The organism is uncultured Algoriphagus sp. (assembly GCF_963974365.1).
Classification (GTDB): domain Bacteria; phylum Bacteroidota; class Bacteroidia; order Cytophagales; family Cyclobacteriaceae; genus Algoriphagus.
In genome coordinates, this window is sequence record NZ_CAXBBX010000014.1 from 131,460 (window position 1) to 151,741 (window position 20,282).

Here is a 20,282-nt window from a genome sequence, read left to right on the forward strand (position 1 = left end):
GCATGGAGTTAGCTGATTTATTTCCAATCTATAAAGTGGAGCATGAGCTGATCCTTTCCCGGGTGGGGGACATGACAGCGGCCTTTGAGGTGGAATTGCCTGAGGTGTTTTCCCTGAGTGCTGCGGGGTTCGAAGGGGTGCATCATGCCTGGAATAAGGCAGTTGGGGTACTGCCCGGAAATACCGTGCTGCACAAGCAGGATTGGTTTACAGATGCCGCATATCAGGGGAAGTTTGAAGGACAGGATCATTCCTTCCACTCCCTTTCCAGTGAGCGCTTCTTTGCGGAACGGCCGCATCTTAACCACCGCTGTTTACTGTATATCACCAAACGGCCCAGGCGAAATAAGCTGGGGAATTCAGCTGTATCCAATTTGCTGAGGAAAAACCTTGTTCCGATAGAGCTGCTGGAAGGAAATGCAATAGAAGATTTTCAGAATGTACTCGGACAGCTTGTACAGATTCTTGGGGATGCAGGAATTGGATTGAAGCGATTAAATGGGGAACAACTGGCGGGAACCCCGTGGAAGCCGGGTGTTTTGGAGGAATACCTGAATTTGGGGGAGGTGAATCTACTTCAGGATATTCAGTTCAAGCCGGAGTGGAAAATAGGAAGCAAGTATGTGCAGCTCTACAGTCTGGGGGAGGTGGAGAACCTGCCTTCCACAGTAAGTCCCCATAGAAGTTATGAAGCTTATGGGACTGATCAGACGGATTTTCCAATCGGTTTTTCCACACCTGTCTGTGCTTTGCTACCCTGCAACCATATCTATAACCAGTTCCTGTTTGTGGAAGATTCCCAAAAGAAGTTGAAAGACCTGGAATCCAAACGGCAACGGCTGGAGTCTTTGGCCAACTATTCCAGGGAGAATGCCATTGCGCGGGATGCTACAGGGGAGTTTCTGAATGAGGCTATTGCGACTGGAAGAAAGGCGGTTAAGGCACATTTTAATGTGATGTGCTGGACGGATAGCATACAAGAGACGGGGATGCTGCGAAACCTGGCAGCGGGTGCACTGGCTAAAATGAATGTGGTACCCAAACAGGAAACCGTCGGTGCACCGCAGATTTTCTGGTCTGGTCTTCCTGGCAATGGGGCTGCTTTTCCGGTGAATGAAACCTTCGACACGTTTGTCGGTCAAGCGACCTGCTTTTTCAATTTGGAAACCCATTACCGGACCTCCAGAAGTACGATAGGAATTCGGCTGGGAGACCGGGTTACCGGATATCCTGTCCATGTGGATCTATCGGATGAGCCGATGAAGCAGGGGCTGATCACCAACCGGAACAAGTTTGTGTTGGGACCTTCCGGATCTGGAAAATCCTTTCTCACCAATCACCTGATGCGCTCTTACTATGAACAGGGTACACATGTGGTATTGGTGGATGTAGGGCATTCCTACCATGGACTCTGTGAGCTGGTCGGGGGATATTACTTTACCTATGAGCAGGACAATCCGATCCGTTTTAACCCCTTTTATGTGGAAGGAAGAAAGCGGCCGGAAACTGAAAAGAAGGAAAGTCTGAAAACCCTGCTCATTGCGCTGTGGAAAAAAGAGGATGAGGTATTTAGGCGCTCAGAGTATGTGGCAATTTCCAATGCGGTGTCGGGGTATTTTGAGCTGTTGGAAAATGATTTGGAGGTTTTTCCCTGCTTCGATACCTTTTATGATTTTCTCAATAATGAATTTAGGGAGGTTTTAAAGCAGGACGGAGTTAGGGAGCATGACTTTGATGTGGATAATTTTATGTATGTGTTGCGTCCTTACTACCGGGGTGGGGAGTTTGATTACCTGCTGAATGCACGGGAAAATCTTGATTTGCTGCAGCAGCGCTTTATCGTCTTTGAGCTGGATAACATCAAGGATCATCCCATCCTCTTTCCGGTGGTGACTTTGATGATCATGGAAATCTTTATTTCCAAAATGCGCAAGCTCAAAGGGGTCAGAAAGATAATTCTGATTGAGGAGGCATGGAAGGCGATCGCAAAGGAAGGGATGGCAGAGTACATCAAGTACCTCTTTAAGACGGTACGGAAATTCTTCGGGGAGGCCATTGTGGTGACCCAGGAAGTGGAAGACATCATCTCCAGCCCGATCATCAAAAATGCGATCATCAACAATGCCGATGTCAAGATCCTACTGGATCAGAGCAAGTACCAAAACAAGTTTAAAGACATACAGGAATTGTTGGGTTTGACCGATCAGGAGAAGGCAATTATTCTATCGATGAATAAAGCCAAGGAGCCGGGCAAGATTTACAAGGAGGTGTACATCAGCATTTATAAAAAGGTCTACCGGGTGGAAGTGAGCCGGGAAGAATACCTCACATATACGACCGAGGAGCGTGAGAAAATGAGAGTTGAGGAATTGACCGCCAAATACGGTAGCCGGAAAAAGGCGATTGAGGTACTGTCGAAAGAACTTGAAACCAACTAGCTATGAAGATCAGAAAACGAATTGTGATGATGGTACTGCCGCTGCTTATCGGTTTGACAGCATTGCCTGTACAGCAAGCTGCTGCGGTTCCCATCGCGGTGATTTTGGAAGTAATAAAGGCTGGGGTGAAAAAGGTCATCCAGGCAATTGACTTGAAGGTTCAACGCTTGCAGAACCAGACCATCTGGCTTCAGAATGCACAGAAGGTATTGGAGAATAAACTGAGTGAGCTGAGGCTTTCGGAGATTTCAGAGTGGAATGAAAGCCAACGGAAACAGTATGACGAGCTCTTTCAGGAACTCTGGAAGGTCAAGCGGATCATTACGCAGTTTCAGCGGGTGCGGGACATTGCCGATATGCAAAAACAGCTGGTCAGGGAGTATCAAACTACCTGGGGTCTGATCAACAGTTCTCCTGCTTTGGCATGGGAGGAAAAAAGGGTGATCTCAGGGATATATCAACAAATCCTGGAGGAGTCTATACAGAACCTCAGCCATCTGACCGGGGTAATGACTTCATTTACCACCCAGATGAATGATGCGGACCGGCTGGCTTCCCTTCATCTGGCAGAGGACAGAATCCGCAAAAATCTAGTGGATTTAAGGTCGCATAATTCCCGGAATATGCGCCTGATTCGTTCCCGTGAATTACTGCCGCTCAACAACCTAAAACAGAACTATGACTTGGATGAACAGTAATTATTCTTGGAGAGTAAGCAGGGTAATTCTCCTGCTGGGTATGATGTGTGTTGGACTGTGTGTTAAGTCCCAGACTCTGGAGGAGTGGACCATGCAAAAAAAGCTGCAGACCAGCTACAAGCTCAATCAGATAGCGGCATTGGCTTCCTATCTGGAGGTGGCAAAAAAGGGATATGATATTGCCAGGCTAGGATGGAGTCTGGCCGGGGACATTCAGGCCGGTGAATTCTCACTTCACACCGACTACTTCGGGGCTTTAGTTGCAGTTCATCCGCTAGTCCGGGATTACCCGATTGCGCTTGAAATTGGGAATGTGTATAGACAGCTTAACAGGGAGGTGGATTGGATCGATAGGTTTCTGGCTGATCAAACCATGCTGGAAGAAGGGGAGATGTTGGCGGTCAAGAGATTTAATAGGGAAAGTAAAGCGCAGTCGGATGTCCTCATGGATGAGCTCCATGAGTTACTGACTACGGATTCCTATGCTATGGATGATGGGGAAAGGCTGGCTGCGATAGATGGATTGTACGCGGGAATTCAACAGCTTTTTCAACGCTTGAAAGCCTACAATGGGCGTATCCGCTCATTGGATTTGCATAGGAAGCGAAAAGAGACTCAATACCAACAGCTAAACAGGTTCTATGATGTCAGGTAAAGTCAAACAGGTCATTGGGCTCGGGATGCTGCTGCTGGTATTGTTGCAACCCTTTCTCGGGAAAAGCCAGAGCCATGAGGTGACACAGCTTATGCTGAATTACGAAAAGCTGATGCAGTTGAAAGAAATCCTGGATCAGATGCATAAGGGGTATGTCGTTCTGGAGCAGGGATATACTAGGGTAAAGGGGATTGCTGAAGGTAATTTCAAGCTCCACGAGGCATTTTTGAATGAGCTCCTAAAGGTGAGCCCCGAGGTAAGAACGTATTACCGTGTAGCAGAAATTATCCAGTACCAGCAGCGGATTTTAGGCGAGTATAAATCCGCCTATACTAGGGTTGCAGATGGGGATTCTTTTTCTGCCGCGGAGCTCGCATTTCTGGCAGAAATGTATGATGGAGTGTTTAAGGCTTCCCTGCGTAACCTCGATGAGCTGGTACTGATTCTCACCGCTGGGGAGCTGCGCATGTCTGATTTCGAACGGTTGGAGGCCATTGATCGCCTGCATGTAGAAATGTCAGGGCTGCTGGTCTCTTTACGGGAAATAAACACAGAGATTAATTCACTTGGGATGCAACGGAACAGGGTTAGAAAAGATCGTAAGTCAATGCTGAAATTAAACGGAATAAAACCATGAGGAAACAAGCCATCTTACTGTTGGGAATAGTATTCCTACTCACCGGATCTGCCCAGGCTCAGGCTATTTCAGGAAGTGTTGAAGGACTGCATGAGGTATTGGATCAGCTTTACGGTGAAATGATTCCGCTGGCAAATGAGCTGATCACCGTTGCAAGAGCGGTGGCAGGATTTGCAGCCATCTGGTATATCAGCATGAGGGTGTGGGGGCATATTGCCCGCTCGGAACCTATTGATATGTATCCCTTGCTTCGACCTTTTGCAATAGGGTTGGCAATCATGCTCTTTCCTCAGGTATTGGCGGTGATCAACGGAACCATGAACCCAATAATCAGCGCTACGGCTGAAATGGTGGAAGGAATGAACGAAGCGATTGCCAATCATATCTATGAAATGGAGGCTGAACAGCTTGAGCCTTATATCAACCACTTGCTCGATAGTGGTGAGCAAAAATACCCTGAAAACCTGAAAGACATGGGCTTTTTTGAGCGCCTGGCAAACGAGGTTTTTGTCTTCAATCTGAAAGCTATTATCAGCAAGCTGATTTCTGAATTCTTGCAGATGCTGTTTTTCGCCGCTGCCTTATGCATTAACACCATCCGCACCTTTCAGCTGATTGTGCTGTCCATTCTTGGTCCGCTCGTCTTTGGGCTCTCTGTTTTTGATGGGTTTCAGCATACCCTGGCAGCTTGGTTTGCGCGCTACATCAATGTGTCTCTATGGCTGCCTGTCGCCAATATTTTCGGTGCCATCATCGCAAAGATCCAACTCAATATGATGGTACTGGATGGGGATTTTACTTCTTCTTTAGGCTACCTGGTCTTTATGGTCATTGCCATTATCGGTTATATGACGGTTCCCAATGTGGCGGGATTTATTGTGCAGCCGGGTGGTAGGGACAGTTTGCTTAATTCTGCCACGGGGGCAGCCAAGTCCAGTGCCTTGGGTGGAACCCAGGTTATTCAACAAGTCATCAAATAAGTTGCTATGTTTCAAAATCTCAAAAATCTGGATACAGCCTTCCATCATATCAAATACCTATCCTATGCAGTCACCCTGGGTTCATTCTGCCTGTCAGGCTACTTGGGAATGAAGGCAATAAAGGCAACGCAAGCTGCACAGGAGCGGATCTACATTCTGGCGGAAGGTAAAGCACTGGAGGCTTTTTCGGCTACTAAAAAGGAGAACATACCGGTAGAGGCAAAGGATCACGTGAGGATGTTCCATCATTATTTCTTTACGCTGAGTCCGGATGAAAATTTCATCATGGAGCAGGTGTCCAAGAGTCTGTACCTGGCGGATGGCTCTGCAAAAAGCGTCTATGACAACCTACGGGAAAGTGGCTATTACACCCAAATCGTATCAGCCAATATGAATCAGACTGTGGAGACAGACAGTGTGAGCATCTCGATGGATTCCTATCCTTTTGATTTCAGGTTTTACGGAAAGCAAAAGATTATCAGGCCTACTTCGCTGGTGACCAGAAGTCTGATCACCCAAGGCAGGCTGCGGCACATTGACCGCACGGATCAGAATCCCCATGGATTCCTGATTGAAAACTGGGAAACCCTTGCTAACGAAACGATAACGGTAAAGAAGCGATGAGAATACTGGGAATACCTGTTTCTGTTGCAATTCGGGAATGTGCCTTTCTTGAACACCATGCTGCTCTGTTTTCTAAAAAGGTCAACCGGCTCCCGGAGCACGCTAAAAAGCGATTGATACTGGTGTTTATTCTCCTTTGTGTAGCGGTGCTAGGCGGGAATTTGATGCTGGAGATATATATGGGGAATACCACTTCCCTGCGTATCCCCGCGTGGGAACCTCCGCTGATTTACTTCGACTCCCTTGCCTATGAGCCAAAAACTATAAACCAATAACTAAACCATACCATGCAACAGCTAACTGATAAGCAGAATAAAGAGCGCAAATTTTTACTTGCACTTCCCCTTCTTACCCTACCATTCCTTTGCCTTGCCTTCTGGGCCATGGGAGGGGGTTCGGGGAAACCAAGTATTGGCGAACAGCAGCAAGGATTGAACATGACGCTGCCGGAAGCACAGGTAGAATCGCCTGCGTTGACTAAACTGGAATCCTATGAACAGGCGGAAGTAAAGGCTTCCAAAGTGCGGGAGCAAAGGAGAATGGATCCCTTTGCTGAAAGTGCAATAGAGGAGGACGATGCTTCCCCTCGTTTTCTTGTACCTATTGGGCAGGAAACCACATTGCAGGACACGGAAAACGAGGTTCAGGAAAAATTGCTTGTCTTGGAAGAACTATTTAGGCAGACGGATGTACCGCAGGAACCTGCTGTGCAGGAGATTGCCTCGGTTGAAGCCGAAGTTCCGGTGCCGAGGAGTGCTTCTGTCGATCCTGATTTGCAGCGGCTGGAAGCTCTCATGGCATCTGTTAAAGCCCCTGAAATGGCAGATCCAGAGATGGAGCGGATTGATGCTATGCTGGATAAATTACTGGATGTGCAGCATCCGCAACGGGTGCATGAACGCCTGTTGGAGATAAATGATCAGGAAGGGAAACCTGTTTTTGCTGTCAGCCTGGGTCAGGATGGCCCGCAAGTGGATACTCCTAAGGAATCTGCTTACGCTGGGAGGGAACGAAATGGGTTTTATTCTCTGGAAAGCGAAACGCCCTTATCCTTTGCACGTGTACGGCCTGCTATTGCTGCACAGGTGACCAAGGATCAGGAAGTGGTAACGGGGGCTTCCATCGAAATGGAACTGACCCAGTCCATGTTCATTGATGGGGTTGAGTTTTCGGCGGGAACGCCTATAACAGGAGTCTGTACCTTGGATGGTGAACGGCTGACTATAGCAGTACAGAGCATCCGTTCCGGGAATTTGATTGTTCCTGTGGATTTGGAAGTGGTGGATCTGGATGCACTCCCCGGAATAAAGATTCCCAATGCCATCACACGCGATGCAGTCAAGCAGGGAGCAGGTGATGGAATACAGTCTATAAATAGGATGGGGATGTCATCCTCCTGGGAGGCGCAGGCCTCCATGGCCGGAATGGAAACAGTAAAAGGTATCCTGTCCAAAAAAGCAAAGCTGGTCAAGGTCATGGTCAAGGCAGGCCACCCACTGCTGTTGTCTGATCAGTCTGTTAACTAATCTATTCACTTAAAAACCCTTTGCTATGAGAATTATTATGGTATTGATAGCGTTTGCGCTATCCCCGATTTGCTGTGCCCAATTCGTTCAGGAGGCACAGACGGAAACCTATCCCCTCCAGATCGGATGGGACAAGACCACCGTATTGGTTTTTCCTTATGAGGTGGTCAGTGCGGATTTTGGAAGTCCTGCTGTGTTGTCTGAAAAGGATCAGGCTGCTCCCAACGTGCTGAAGTTGAAAGCTGGAGTTAGGCATTTTACTTCCACCAGCATGTATGTGATAACCAGCGAAGGAAAGCTTTATCCTTTTACGGTGGACTTCACAGAATATCCGGATGCCAAACCCATTGATATCGGAAAACAGCAGGAGGTCGAATATGCCAATGCATTGTTGGAAGGATCGGCCATGAATGCAGCTGATATTTCTGCTGTGATTAATGCCATGTCCCAGCGGACTCCCGATAGAATTTCATGGGCAAAAAAGAGGGGGATGGTCCGGTTGGGACTGGGAGAAGTGGTTGAGAAGGACGGACTGCTCTTCCTTCAACTGGTTCTTGAAAATGAAAGCTGGGTGGACTATCTGGCAAAAAAATGGAGGTTTACTGTTCAGGACAAAAAGCAGACGAAACGCACGGCAATGAGAGAAGTAATCCTGGAACCCGTTTCATTCAGTCCTTTTCAAGGCGTTGAAGGGAAGTCCGCAGGCTTGGCTGTCTTTGCATTTCCCCGGTTTACCATCTCTGATGCAAAGGAACTTTCCATTCAGGTTTTTGAAAGCAATGGTGACCGCAATCCGGTCATGAAGCTTTCAGGAAAGAAACTGCTTCAGGTTCAACCTATTTTAATTTCAAACCATAAATAACATAATCATGACGATCAAGGAAAACATACAGGAACTACAGGACCGGCTGAAATACTCAGGATTCGGAGAGACGCTGAACAAAGAGCTTGAAAAACAGGTGAAGGCTAAGAAAAGTGATTTTGAACTGAATATGAGCAAGGAGGTAGGGGATAAAAAACTCGAGTACGGCTTACATTTTAGAAAGTCGGATGAGGGCAGGTATTATTACAATGGCTTTGATGCTAAATTAAGTACACCTGAAGGGAAGGAGCAGTCCCAGCGATTTTACAATAACCAAGGGGTTTCAGCAAAAGAAGCCTTGAATCTATTGGAAGGAAGAGCAGTGTTTAAGAGTCTGTTCAACAAAGAGGGAGAGCGGTACAACGCATGGCTTCAGTTGGACCTGGGGAGTAAGGACGAGAAGGGACAGCACCCGGTCACCCAATACCACCAGAATTATGGGTTTAAACTGGAGGATGCGGTACAAAAGCTTCCTTTAAATAACATGGGGTCACCGGACCAGCTTGACCTGCTACTTTACAGCTTGAAGAAAGGAAACCGTCACGAGGTTGACATTATAGGGAATGATTCGAGGTTTTTGCTGGAGGCCAATCCTAAATATAAAACAATGAATGTCTATAATGTAGAGGGAAAACGCTTGAAAATCAGTGATTTGAATGCAGCTCAAGACCAGGTTAAAGCTGAAGCAAAAAAGATTCCCGAGGCCCAGCGTAAATCAAAAGGAGTGAAGGTGTAAGTTTTTGGAGAGTGTGTTGGTGAAATTTTTTAATTAAAACCCGGTGTAACAGCCGGGTTTAGTTTTGGTAAATGTTCGGAAAACCCAATCAACTTCTTGTCCCTTCTCTAAGGATTGAAATCTTTGACTTAGATGCTTTTGGCAATTGAAACTGATGCTGAACTTTTCGGATCGGAAATGGTTTTTTCTACACTTTTGGTATTCCGCTGAAATCATTTCTCCTTTACAAAATCAAGGTTGGAATTGATTGGCTTAAAAGTGGGTAGTCATCTACTTTAATGGTTATTTTTTGTAGTTCTTATTATTTCGGTACAAAGATAGGTGCTACGGTCGGGGCGATCAGCAGACTACGGCATAAAGCCGCTGCGCTATTTATTCCGTTTCCTGCTTCCTTACTCCCGTAGCACCTGATTTCGGCATCCTAAATAATTTCTAACTTAAACGTAGTTATCATGGAAGCTTTAAATCAAGTAATCAATCTCAATCAAGTAGCAGAAATTACACTGGGATATGCCCCAAAAGTAAAATCATCCCAACGGCCAAAAGTAGGATGTTCCAGACAGGTATATGAAGTGTTGTATAGTTTTTGGGATAAGGATTCACTGGAACTGTCAGAACACTTTCAGGTGATGTTACTGAATAGGGCAAACCGGGTGCTGGGAATTTGTACGATTTCCAAAGGAGGGACTGCAGGAACAGTGGTTGATGCCAAACTGGTTTTTGGAGCAGCGCTAAAGGGAGCCGCACAGTCGATAATAATTTCACATAACCATCCGAGTGGGAACCTACTTCCATCAGAACAGGATAAACGATTGACAGCTAATCTGGTGAAAATAGGTAAGGCTTTGGATTTACCTGTTCTAGATCATATTATTGTTACTGCAGATGGGTATTATTCCTTTGCTGATGAAGGGGAGCTTTAGGCTTCCTTTTTTATTCTTTGAACTGATTGTAAGCATTCCAACTTCTGATTTCAGTGTGAGATAATTCCTTATGTTGCTAGTTTCTTCATACTTATGAAGACAAAGGAATTCTCAAGATTTAAGAGGTTAGATCAGTTAAGAAAATGTCTTGAATCCGGAGACATAGAATTAACACAAAATGACTTGGAGGAAGTCTACGAAATTATTAATAAATTTTGTAAATTAGCTGTAAATCAAATAGTTAAATAAATTGGAGGTTGATTTATATATCCGGGTTAGTACTGACGAGCAGGCGGACAAAGGCTATTCCCAAAGGTCTCAATTTGAAGTCCTTACAAGGCATTGTGAGCAAAATTTTTATAAGGTAAGGCATGTGATTTACGAGGATCACAGTGCGAAAACATTTGATCGTCCAGAATGGCAAAAGTACCTAACTCGAATAAAGAATAGCAGAGGTAGAAATAAGGGCCTGGTACTTTTTACAAAATGGGATAGATTCAGTAGAAATGCTGGAGATGCTTATTCGATGATCAATCTGCTGAAGGTGAGTAATATTGAGCCCCAGGCCATAGAGCAGCCATTGGATATGGCGATTCCCGAATCCAAAATAATGTTGGCTATATACTTGGCCACGCCTGAAGTAGAGAATGATAGAAGAGCCCTAAATATTTTTTATGGGATCAGGAGAGCCACTAAAGAAGGAAGATATCTAAAGAAAGCTCCCTATGGATACAAAAATAAAGCAAAAGAAGATGGCACTAAATTCATTGATGTTGTTGATAAGGAAGCTGAGATAATTCGTGAAGCATTTAATTTAGTAGCTACTGGTGACTTCTCTGTCGAACATGTTTTTAGAAGTATGAGGGAGAAAGGATTAAGAATGAGCAAGGCAAACTTCTGGCGAATGCTAAGGAGCAAACATTACATAGGAAAGATTTTTGTTGCAGCATTTAAAGATGAGGATGCACATTATGTAGAAGGCCAACATGACGGAATTATAGCTATACCAACTTTTTTAAAAGTGCAGGATGTTTTAGATGGTAAAAAAAGTTCAAAGATTAGGAAGTCCAAACCTTTGCTTAATGACCGTTTGCCGCTAAGAGGTTTTCTTTCTTGCCCCATTTGTGAAAAGAATATTTCTGGAAGTGGAAGCAGGAGTAAAACAGGAAAGTACCATTACTATTATCATTGCAAGTCTCCCTGTAAATTCAGGATCCGCGCTGAAATTGCAAACAATGGTATTTCACAATTATTAAATGATTTCACCTTAAGACCAGGGATGGTTTCTTTTATTAAGGACGAAATCACAGGGTTACTTAATATAAAGCTTAGCCAGAACAATCAGAATCGTGATGGCTTGCTGGCGAAAATTGAGAGGGCTAACAGCAAATTAAAAAAAGCCAGGAATCTTCTTGTGGAGGATAAGATTGATGCAGAAGATTTCAATTCAATAAAAAGAGAGTGCCAAAGCGAAATTGATAGCAGTGAAAACCAGATTTCAGCATTGAAACTTACCCCTAAAAAAGACTTTAAAGTAATGATAGACAGGGGTTTGATGGTGATGGGTAGGCTCGGTGAATTATATGAAAATGCGAGTGTCGAGGAGAAGAAAATTATACTGAGTTCGACTTTTTCAAAAAAAATCACTTTTTCTGGCGAAAAAGTTCGAACTCCCGAAGTCAACAAATTTGTTAAGCTTATCTATCTGATAAATAGTGGATTATCTTCAAAAAAGAAAGGCACAAATCCTTTAAAATCGGATTTGTGCCGTCAGGTGGAGCTGGCGAGATTCGAACTCGCGTCCAGATAAGGAAACAACGTACCTTCTACATGCTTAGTTACCGGTTGGGTTTTCGATCGAAATATGCTGGGTAACACACCTAGTTCCGACTTAGCTACTGAATCTTAAGCCTGCATAATAGCATCACAAGCAGCATTCTGATCAAGTCGACACCTCAGATCCACCCGGACCAGACAACGGGTGGTGAGATGTGGCCGGGGAATTACTCTCGTAACTCAACCCTTCAAGCGATCTATCCGATAAAGGTTAGATTAGGCAGCCATAGCGTAAGAATCTTCGCCATTTATAGTGCGTATGAATTTTTCAAGGCCGTACATACTCCAGCCTGCATGCGAGCCCGATCTTTACACTTACTGTCAAAACCGGTCAGCCCCATTTGAATTAGGATGACAAAAGTAATATAATTTTCGTTCCAAAGTTTAGGTAGAAATAAATTGAATTGGGTTTATTCAAACGACAAGCCAATACTTTGGGCTCTTTTTACTTTACAACTTTGCTGCCTTCCAACCAATAACCACTAAAACATGTCTTCCAATTTTTCAAACTTTTAATTCTCTTGTTATTTCATCTTCCTTATGCTCAAAGTATTAAAGAAAATTGTCTGAAAATGCCACTTGGAGGGCTTCCCGAGTATAGAGTTTTTTATATCTTGCGGTGATGGAAAATTTCGTCGTTTCGGCAAGAAAATACAGACCGGCAGATTTTAAGAGTGTAGTGGGGCAGCAGCATATCACCACAACGCTTCAGAATGCTATTAAAAACAATCATTTAGCTCAGGCTTTTTTGTTTTGTGGACCACGTGGGGTGGGTAAGACTACCTGTGCGCGTATCCTTGCGAAGACAATCAACTGCGAAGATCTTCAAGCTGACTTTGAGGCATGCGGAAAATGTGAATCCTGCGTTTCTTTCCAAAACAATAGTTCCTTCAATATCTATGAGCTCGATGCTGCTTCGAATAACTCGGTAGATGATATCCGTAATCTAGTTGATCAAGTACGCTATGCTCCGCAAAAAGGGCAGTACAAAGTATACATCATTGATGAGGTTCACATGCTTTCGAACCAGGCTTTTAATGCCTTTTTGAAGACTTTAGAAGAGCCCCCTAAGTATGCCATTTTTATCTTAGCGACTACGGAAAAGCATAAAATCATTCCTACTATACTTTCACGTTGTCAGATTTTTGATTTCAACAGGATTCAGATCAAAGACATTTCCAGTCACCTGCAATACATAGCTGAGAAGGAAACAGTGGATTATGAGGAAGAAGCACTTCGACTGATTGCTACAAAAGCTGATGGCGCACTTCGTGATGCACTTTCCATGTTTGATTTGATTGTCACGTATTCTGCAGGGAAAAAGGTCACCTATCACGAGACCATCGGAAATCTTCACATTCTTGATTACGATTATTATTTCAAGGTTGTAGATGCACTAGTTTCCGAAAATCTATCTCAGGTGCTATTGATTTTCGACGAAATTCTGAAAAAGGGTTTTGACGGACACAATTTCATAGTAGGTCTGTGTGAGCATTTCAGAGATTTGCTTGTTGCCAAAGATGCTGCTACTGTGGAATTAATTGAAGTTTCTGAGTCTGCTAAAGAACGCTATTTGCAGCAAACTGAAGCTACTTCTGCTTCTTTTTTACTTTCGGCCTTAAACATTGCTAATTACTGCGATATCAATTACAAAACTTCCAAGAATCAGCGCTTACACGTGGAATTGGCATTGATGAAAATGGCTAAACTTCCACAGGCATTCCGCTTATCAATGGTAGCTGCTGAGGATGCAAAAAAAAAAGCCTGACAGAGGAAGCTCCTGAACCAGTAAAAGAATCAATTGCCCTTCCAATACCTTCCAGTTCTGCCAAGCCTAGCTCTTTGCAGAAGACTATCTCTATTCCAAAAAATCTCGGGCATACCAAGCAATTAGCAGATCAAAAATCCAGACAAGATCTAGCAAGTGCCAAAAAGGAAGTAAAAGAAGAAGTAGTAGAAGTGAAGGTGACTGGCAGAGACCTAACTCAGGCTATTTTGGATGAGGTGTTTTTGGATGTAAAAGCTCATTTCCAGAAACTAGGTAAGAGTATGGAGGTTGCGATTTTGGGAGATGGGATCCAAATAAAAGAAGGTACTGTTTACTTAGAAGTAATGGGCCATGTGCAAGAGGAACTTGCTCTCAAGATGAAGCCCGAAGTGATTCGTATAATCAAAGAGTTGGCTTCTGTAAATCAATTTAAGTTGGAAGTGGAAGTGAAGGAAGAATTGGAATCTGAGCGAAATAAGCTCTATACAAGCACGGACAAGCTTAATTATTTATTAAAAAAGCATGGTGCTCTGCGGGAATTCCAGCAACGATTTGGCTTGGAGACTGATTTCTAAAAATCCAATGATATTCCAAAATTCACGAGATTCTGGAGCTGTACAGCTTGTTTGGAAGTGCCATCATCCTGCTTGATAAATACATCCTCATCGTAAATCAATACTGTTTCTATCCGAGTTGAAATAAACTTATTGACCTGCATTCTGATGACAGATTTGAAATTGACGACCATATTTCCAAAGACCTCATAATTTGAGAAAAGGTTGATGTCAGATTTCCAGGTGATATTTTTCATCAATTGAATATCTGTCACTGATGCAGCAAGAGAAACCCCGGCCTCGGCCCGCACATTTTCTCCAGGTACCACACCGAATGCTCCTGCTCTGCTGAGTGAGTCATCCAGCACTATTGTAAATCTGCCGGTGAAAGGGGATAAGATAACTGAAATCTTACTCTTGTCTTTATAGGTTTTTCTATAGTTAAGACCTGTAGAAGACTGTATATAGCCTGGAGAGAGTAGATCAGATATCTTTGTGCGGGAAACGACATCATTGGCCGTGGTATATTTGTAACCCGCGAGCAATTGAGTTCGTGCATCTAACTGCGTAGAGAGGTAGAAAAACTCTGATAGTTCCCTACCATAATTACTCACAAAAGTGAAGTTATCGTTGGTTTTTCGGGTTTTATAAGACCTATCCTCTTGTCTGTTGAATCCCATGCTAACCGTAAGTTGGGTGTCCCAAACCTTATTATCCTTCTTGTAATTAGCATAGAGGGTCATTCCTGTATTTAGCGCAAAAGTACTTGATCCGCCCGCTGCCCAGTTTGATAAGGTGACTTGCTGTACGTTTAGGTTATAGTTTCCTCCCGTTTTCCAGAAGATCTCTTTCACAGGTTCTTCGATCAGCAGAGAATCACCCAGCATCAGCAAAGTATCTCCATTTATTAATACCGTATCAGGGATATACTGCCTATCCTGAGCCAGAATTGTTTGGCTGAGACATACTAGAAATAATCCTAAAAGCAGGAAAAACTTTGACATTGAAAAAGCTTAGGGATTATAGATTAAGGGCGTAAGATAACCAATTTCTGCCCGATGGATATGATATTTTGAGCTCCGATATTGTTCCAGTCTTTTAATTGGTTGACTGTCACACCGTATCTTTTGCTTATATTAAATAGGGTATCACCACTTACTACGGTGTGCGTTTGCCTGGATGAATTTGATGCGGTGGTTTGAGGTGCTGGAGTACTTACAACTGTTGGATTCCTAGGTGCAGGGCTTATTGAAGCCTGTCTGACAGGAGCTGGATTTGCTACATTCACTACTGGAATATCCTCACTGCGCTTTCTATGCTCTTGAAGATTTAGAACCATTCCTGCCTTCAAGTCCCTGTCTTTTCTAATTCTATTTTTAGATTTTAAAGCAGAAAGTTTAATGCCGTATTTCTGAGAAATACTCCAAAGTGTCTCTCCAGGTCTTACGATGTGAGTAGCTACATCTGCACTGGCATTCTTTTTCTCAGTGTAGTAATATGCACCTGCTTCGATGCGCTCGCCTTTATCCAGATCATTGAGTCTTCTTAGCTTATTTTCCTTGATGCCTACCCGATCAGAAAAAGTACTTTGAGTAGTAGACTGAGCAGCTTGGACACCATCTAGGTTATTTACAGTGATCTGATCAGCTTGAGAGGCTTTTGTTGTATTTCCAGCAATTCTTGGGAAGGAATCTGCCTGCTTGTAAGCTGGTGAAGTAGTGGTGGAAGCTTGGGTAGACCGTTGTTGGGTTGATTCTTTGATGACTGCCTGCTGAATCGGTGCTGACCCATCACGTACATATACTACGGTATAGACTCTGTCGCCTGGTATTTTCCCATTCTTAGTCCAGAGATTATATTCTTCCAGATGCTTTTCTGTCACTCCGTACTTTTTTGCAAGTGCAGCTAGTGTGGTAGGCCCTTGAACTCGCTCTTCCACCATGTATTGCCCACTGCTAGTGAACGAGGTAGTTTGGCTTCCAAAAGCGATTTTGTGAGCCAAGAATTTTTTGAAATACCAATGTGTATTTCGGTCTACATCGACGATTTGCTTGCCGTTGTATTGAGTTCCAAAATAGGCTTTAGCACCTCCCAACCCCATTTGGTAAGAAACCAAAGCGCACATCCAGTTGTCGAAAGTATTATTATGCTTTTGTAAATAGAGCGCAGCTCCTTTGGTCGATGAGACAATATTCTTGCGCTCATCTATTTGGCCATCTACTCTTAGAAAAACTTCGTCTGCTGTGCCTTGCTTAAATTGCCAAAACCCTACAGCATTGGAGGTAGAAACTGCATCTCCGATCAGACCGCTTTCTTGAATAGCAAGGTATTTAAGATCTACAGGTACGCCTGAATTCCGAAGTTCCCGCTCGATAATAGGCATGTATAAATTGACTCTTTCCTGCTTTACTTTGAAATAAGAAGGATTTCGGTATTGTGCGTCTACGTCAAGCTGGATTTCACGTCGAGCTTGGGGATTTATTCTTACGATTAGATCTGCAAATTCCAACTCCGCTGGTACTTGCGGTATTTGGGCCATGGACTCTTGGCCAAAAAACACTAGCAGGATGAAAAGAAGGTAGGGGGTACTGTAGGTTTTCATTCGAAAAAGGCTTTCATCATCGATTCTGCCTCATTTTAGCAAAAATGATTCCCCTTTTCGTTTCGGCTAGATTTTTCTTGCCATCATTACTCCATCTCGAATTGGGAGAAGTGCGTTTTCGACTCTTGGGTCGTTTTGAACCATCGCATTGAAGTCCAATAAAGCTTGGGTGTCCTTGTCTATTTTCTTGCCTTTCTCGATTAGGATTTTACCTGACCAAAGCACATTGTCTGCAAGGATAATTCCTCCAGAATTCATCTTATCGATGATCAAGTCGTAATACTTACCATAATTGATTTTATCCGCATCTATAAAAACCATGTCGAAAGGACCTGCAAGCTCAGGTATAATTTCGAGCGCATTTCCCAACCGGTAATCGATTTGGCCGGCAAGTCCACTTTCATCAAAAAATCCACGGACCATCGTCTCTAGCTCATCATTGATATCCAGCGTAATTAGCTTTCCATCTTTTTTCAATCCTCTAGCTAGGCAAATCCCTGAATAGCCAGTGTAAGTTCCAATTTCAAGAATAGTTTTTGGATTTTGCATTTTGGCAAAAAGCTCCAGCATTTTCCCTTGCAAATGTCCGGAGATCATCCGGGGCATCAACACTTTTGCCTGCGTTTCACGCGTGATTTTTTGAAGCAAAAGATCTTCTTCGCTGCTGTGATTTTCACAATAGGTTAAAAGAGCTGGATCGATAAATTCCATAATTATTGGGGAGTATAAGTTAGGAAAGTAAGCTGCTCAGGATTGAAGATTTCTTGGGCGATTCCCTGGATTTCTGCTGCTGTGGTATTTTTGATCTGGGTGAATATTTTGTCCAAAGGATCTACTTTTCCATGATCCAGGAGACTTTTTCCATACACTAGCATCAAGGCGGAGTAATTTTCCTCAGCCATCGCCATTTGGCCAATTGCCTGTTCTTTTGCCATGTGAAGCTGAAGCGTCCCTAGTCTGGTATTAGCTAATTTGCTCATTTCTTTTAAAACCAGTGCTTGTGCTTTTTTCAGCGTTTTTCCCTCGGTACCAAAGTATATTCCAAAAAAGCCTATGTCTGAAAAAGGCTGATAACTGGACTCTATACTATATACATAACCATGTTTTTCCCGAAGCATCAGGTTCAGACGGCTATTCATACTTGGCCCACCCAGGATATTATTGAGCAGGTAAAGTTTGAATCGATTTGGATCGTAAAGGGAAAATGCCGGTCGTCCAATTGCACAAAGGGACTGGCTAATATCTCGTTCCTGCGTTTTCACTTTGGGTAAATAGTGGTTGAATCCATTTCTGACATAGAGACTTCTCTTCGTCTGGATTTGAGACAAAGGAGTCTCAATTCCCTTTAGAACTTTTTGGAAGGAGATATTCCCAACGACTGAGAAGATAAGTCTGGAAGTGTCCAAACGAGTGGATATAAAATCAAAAAAATCCTGCTGGGTAAAGCTTCCCACAGTTTGCTCTGTACCCAAGATGTTTCTTCCCAGTGCATGATTTTCAAAAACCAATTCGTCGAGCTCATCCTGAATCGCATCATCTGGAGAATCCCGGTACATTGCCATTTCTTCTAAGATAACTTGCCGCTCTTTTTCTATCTGCTTTTCCGGGAAAGTGCTGTTGAAAGTGATGTCAAAAAGTAATTCGGACGCTTTGCCATAATGCTCCTTTAATGTTGATGCATAGAAGCATACTTTTTCTTTGGTAGTATAGGCGTTAAGTTCTCCGCCGAGCGATTCCAGACGATTAAGAATATGGAAGGTTTTACGCTTCTGTGTGCCCTTGAAAGCCATGTGCTCCCAGAAATGAGCCAGACCTTCTTGCTCTTTGGTCTCATCTCTACTTCCTATATCTAATATAAATCCGCAGTGAACTAGTCTGGTATGGGTAACTTCCTGATGGACAATCCGAATGCCGTTACTAAGTTCTTTGATGTTTAATTCCATGCTTTAATTTACCCTGTCGGTAATATACAAAGTAAAGCAGGAAAATGGTTCCAGAGGAATTTCAAACCTAATTTTCACCTGAGAATTTGTAACTTTCCAACTCAGAAGAATAAGAATAATATGAAATACCAACCTCTTTCCAGTTCTCTATACATTAAGAATCGTGAGAAATTTTGCTACAAACTTGCTGAAAGTAGCGTCGCAATTTTTAATTCGAATGACATCATGCCTACCAACGCAGACGGAACCATGCGCTTTCGTCAGAATAATGATTTGTTTTACCTGACCGGAATAGATCAGGAAGAGACGATTTTGCTGGTTGCTCCGGATTGTCCAAATCCAAACATGCGTGAAGTGCTTTTTCTGCGTGAAACAAATGAGCACATCGCCATCTGGGAAGGGCATAAATACACCAAAGAAGAAGCAGAGGCTACTTCTGGAATTAAAAATATTCAGTGGTTGGCCAATTTTGATCAGGTTTTCAATACAGTGATGGCGCTTTGCTGCAATGTCTATCTGAATACGAATGAACATCTGCGAGCAGGTGTGGTGGTGGAGACGCAAGACGCGAGATTTATCAAGGAATGCAAAGAGAAATTCCCGCTTCATACCTATCATAGATCAGCTCCTATTATGCATGAATTGCGAGGTGTGAAAGAGAAAGAGGAAATCGACCAACTTCAAATCGCTTGTGATATTACCGAGAAAGGCTTTCGAAGAATTTTATCTTTTGTGAAACCTGGAGTGACAGAGTATGAAATCGAAGCAGAATACTTGCATGAATTTGTGAGAAATCGTAGTAATGGTTTTGCTTATCAACCTATCATCGCTTCCGGAGCATCAGCCTGTGTATTGCATTACATCGAGAATCATAAGGAATGCTTGGCAGGAGAAATGCTGCTGATGGATGTGGGAGCGGAGTACGGAAACTACAATGCCGATATGACGCGTACAATTCCAGTAAGTGGGAGATTTACAGAGAGACAGCGTGCAGTTTATGATGCAGTGTTGCGTGTGCAAAAGGAAGCATCTCGTATTTTAATAATCGGCACGAACATTCAGGATTACCATAAAGAAGTAGGTCTGATCATGCAAAGTGAATTGGTAGGCTTAGGCCTGATCGATCAGACAGATATCAAAAATCAGGATCCAGCTTGGCCGGCTTACAAAAAGTATTTCATGCATGGGACTTCGCATCACTTGGGACTGGATGTGCATGATGTAGGAACGATGCATGGGCCGATCAAGCCAGGAATGGTGTTCACAGTAGAACCAGGGATTTATATTCAAGAGGAGGGACTTGGAATTCGATTGGAAAACAATATTGTGATCCAAGAAGGTAAAGGCTATTTTGACCTGATGGGGAATATTCCAATTGAGGCAGAGGAAATTGAGGAGTTAATGAATAGTTAATTGGATTTTTACACCAAAACCCACCAAAACAAAAAAGAGGCTGTCTCAAAAATAGATAGTTTAAAAGGCTAGTCGATTACTCGGCTA

Annotated in this window: 19 protein-coding genes and 1 other RNA gene; 15 read left to right on the top strand and 5 right to left on the bottom strand. The window is 43.5% G+C overall.

Going from position 1 to position 20,282, the window contains the following annotated elements:
- Positions 1–2 precede the first annotated feature (2 nt).
- The 12 genes from AACZ87_RS18645 (at position 3) to AACZ87_RS18700 (ending at position 11,889) form a co-directional block, all read left to right on the top strand.
- Positions 3–2,438 (top strand): TraG family conjugative transposon ATPase, encoded by a 2,436-nt coding sequence (locus tag AACZ87_RS18645; RefSeq protein WP_339869407.1) that lies wholly within the window; start codon positions 3–5, stop codon positions 2,436–2,438.
- A gap of 2 nt (positions 2,439–2,440) precedes the next feature.
- The gene (locus AACZ87_RS18650) at positions 2,441–3,136 is read left to right on the top strand and encodes a conjugal transfer protein TraI (RefSeq protein WP_339869408.1); all 696 of its coding nucleotides are present in this window, start codon (positions 2,441–2,443) and stop codon (positions 3,134–3,136) included.
- Positions 3,117–3,791, top strand: a complete 675-nt coding sequence (locus AACZ87_RS18655) for a hypothetical protein (protein WP_339869410.1) — start codon at positions 3,117–3,119, stop codon at positions 3,789–3,791. Before AACZ87_RS18650 ends, AACZ87_RS18655 begins: the two co-directional genes overlap by 20 nt.
- Complete coding sequence (locus AACZ87_RS18660) at positions 3,778–4,428, top strand: TerB family tellurite resistance protein (RefSeq protein WP_339869411.1); 651 nt, start codon at positions 3,778–3,780, stop codon at positions 4,426–4,428. The genes AACZ87_RS18655 and AACZ87_RS18660 overlap by 14 nt, the downstream gene beginning before the upstream one ends.
- Positions 4,425–5,408 (top strand): conjugative transposon protein TraJ, encoded by a 984-nt coding sequence (traJ, locus tag AACZ87_RS18665; RefSeq protein ID WP_339869412.1) that lies wholly within the window; start codon positions 4,425–4,427, stop codon positions 5,406–5,408. The genes AACZ87_RS18660 and traJ overlap by 4 nt, the downstream gene beginning before the upstream one ends.
- A gap of 6 nt (positions 5,409–5,414) precedes the next feature.
- Positions 5,415–6,032, top strand: coding sequence for a conjugative transposon protein TraK (gene traK, locus AACZ87_RS18670; RefSeq protein WP_339869413.1), 618 nt, complete (start codon positions 5,415–5,417; stop codon positions 6,030–6,032).
- Entirely contained in the window at positions 6,029–6,307 is a 279-nt protein-coding gene (locus AACZ87_RS18675; RefSeq protein WP_339869414.1) for a hypothetical protein, read from the top strand. Before traK ends, AACZ87_RS18675 begins: the two co-directional genes overlap by 4 nt.
- Positions 6,308–6,319: 12 nt before the next feature.
- Positions 6,320–7,558 carry a conjugative transposon protein TraM gene (gene traM, locus AACZ87_RS18680; protein WP_339869416.1) on the top strand — a complete coding sequence of 413 codons (1,239 nt, stop codon included), beginning with the start codon at positions 6,320–6,322 and terminating at the stop codon, positions 7,556–7,558.
- Positions 7,559–7,583: 25 nt separating this feature from the next.
- Positions 7,584–8,420: a DUF4138 domain-containing protein gene (locus tag AACZ87_RS18685; RefSeq protein WP_339869418.1), complete on the top strand. Its 837-nt coding sequence runs from the start codon at positions 7,584–7,586 to the stop codon at positions 8,418–8,420.
- 7 nt (positions 8,421–8,427) lie between these two features.
- A complete protein-coding gene (locus tag AACZ87_RS18690; RefSeq protein WP_339869420.1) occupies positions 8,428–9,156 on the top strand; it encodes a hypothetical protein in 729 nt (242 codons plus the stop codon).
- A gap of 452 nt (positions 9,157–9,608) precedes the next feature.
- Positions 9,609–10,079, top strand: coding sequence for a JAB domain-containing protein (locus tag AACZ87_RS18695; RefSeq protein WP_339869422.1), 471 nt, complete (start codon positions 9,609–9,611; stop codon positions 10,077–10,079).
- A gap of 250 nt (positions 10,080–10,329) precedes the next feature.
- On the top strand, positions 10,330–11,889 hold the full coding sequence (locus tag AACZ87_RS18700; RefSeq protein ID WP_339869423.1) for a recombinase family protein: 1,560 nt from the start codon (positions 10,330–10,332) through the stop codon (positions 11,887–11,889).
- Here AACZ87_RS18700 and ssrA read toward each other — a convergent pair.
- Positions 11,852–12,254, bottom strand: a transfer-messenger RNA (tmRNA) gene (ssrA, locus tag AACZ87_RS18705). The two genes, AACZ87_RS18700 and ssrA, sit on opposite strands and share 38 nt — an antisense overlap.
- Before the next feature lie 283 nt (positions 12,255–12,537).
- Here ssrA and AACZ87_RS18710 point away from each other — a divergent pair.
- Together AACZ87_RS18710 and AACZ87_RS18715 are read left to right on the top strand one after the other, a co-directional pair.
- On the top strand, positions 12,538–13,683 hold the full coding sequence (locus AACZ87_RS18710; RefSeq protein WP_339869424.1) for a DNA polymerase III subunit gamma/tau: 1,146 nt from the start codon (positions 12,538–12,540) through the stop codon (positions 13,681–13,683).
- 74 nt (positions 13,684–13,757) lie between these two features.
- Positions 13,758–14,258: a hypothetical protein gene (locus AACZ87_RS18715; protein ID WP_339869425.1), complete on the top strand. Its 501-nt coding sequence runs from the start codon at positions 13,758–13,760 to the stop codon at positions 14,256–14,258.
- On the opposite strand, the gene AACZ87_RS18720 is transcribed toward AACZ87_RS18715, so the two are convergent.
- From AACZ87_RS18720 to AACZ87_RS18735, 4 genes are all read right to left on the bottom strand, one after another.
- Positions 14,255–15,241 carry a DUF3078 domain-containing protein gene (locus tag AACZ87_RS18720; protein WP_339869427.1) on the bottom strand — a complete coding sequence of 329 codons (987 nt, stop codon included), beginning with the start codon at positions 15,239–15,241 and terminating at the stop codon, positions 14,255–14,257. The two genes, AACZ87_RS18715 and AACZ87_RS18720, sit on opposite strands and share 4 nt — an antisense overlap.
- A gap of 23 nt (positions 15,242–15,264) precedes the next feature.
- Positions 15,265–16,839, bottom strand: coding sequence for a LysM peptidoglycan-binding domain-containing protein (locus AACZ87_RS18725; protein WP_339869429.1), 1,575 nt, complete (start codon positions 16,837–16,839; stop codon positions 15,265–15,267).
- A gap of 66 nt (positions 16,840–16,905) precedes the next feature.
- Positions 16,906–17,550, bottom strand: coding sequence for an O-methyltransferase (locus tag AACZ87_RS18730; protein ID WP_339869431.1), 645 nt, complete (start codon positions 17,548–17,550; stop codon positions 16,906–16,908).
- A 2-nt stretch (positions 17,551–17,552) separates the two neighbouring features.
- Entirely contained in the window at positions 17,553–18,782 is a 1,230-nt protein-coding gene (locus AACZ87_RS18735; protein ID WP_339869432.1) for a pitrilysin family protein, read from the bottom strand.
- Positions 18,783–18,902: 120 nt separating this feature from the next.
- Here AACZ87_RS18735 and AACZ87_RS18740 point away from each other — a divergent pair, with 120 nt between their 5' ends.
- The gene (locus tag AACZ87_RS18740; RefSeq protein WP_339869433.1) at positions 18,903–20,195 is read left to right on the top strand and encodes an aminopeptidase P family protein; all 1,293 of its coding nucleotides are present in this window, start codon (positions 18,903–18,905) and stop codon (positions 20,193–20,195) included.
- Positions 20,196–20,282: the final 87 nt, after the last annotated feature.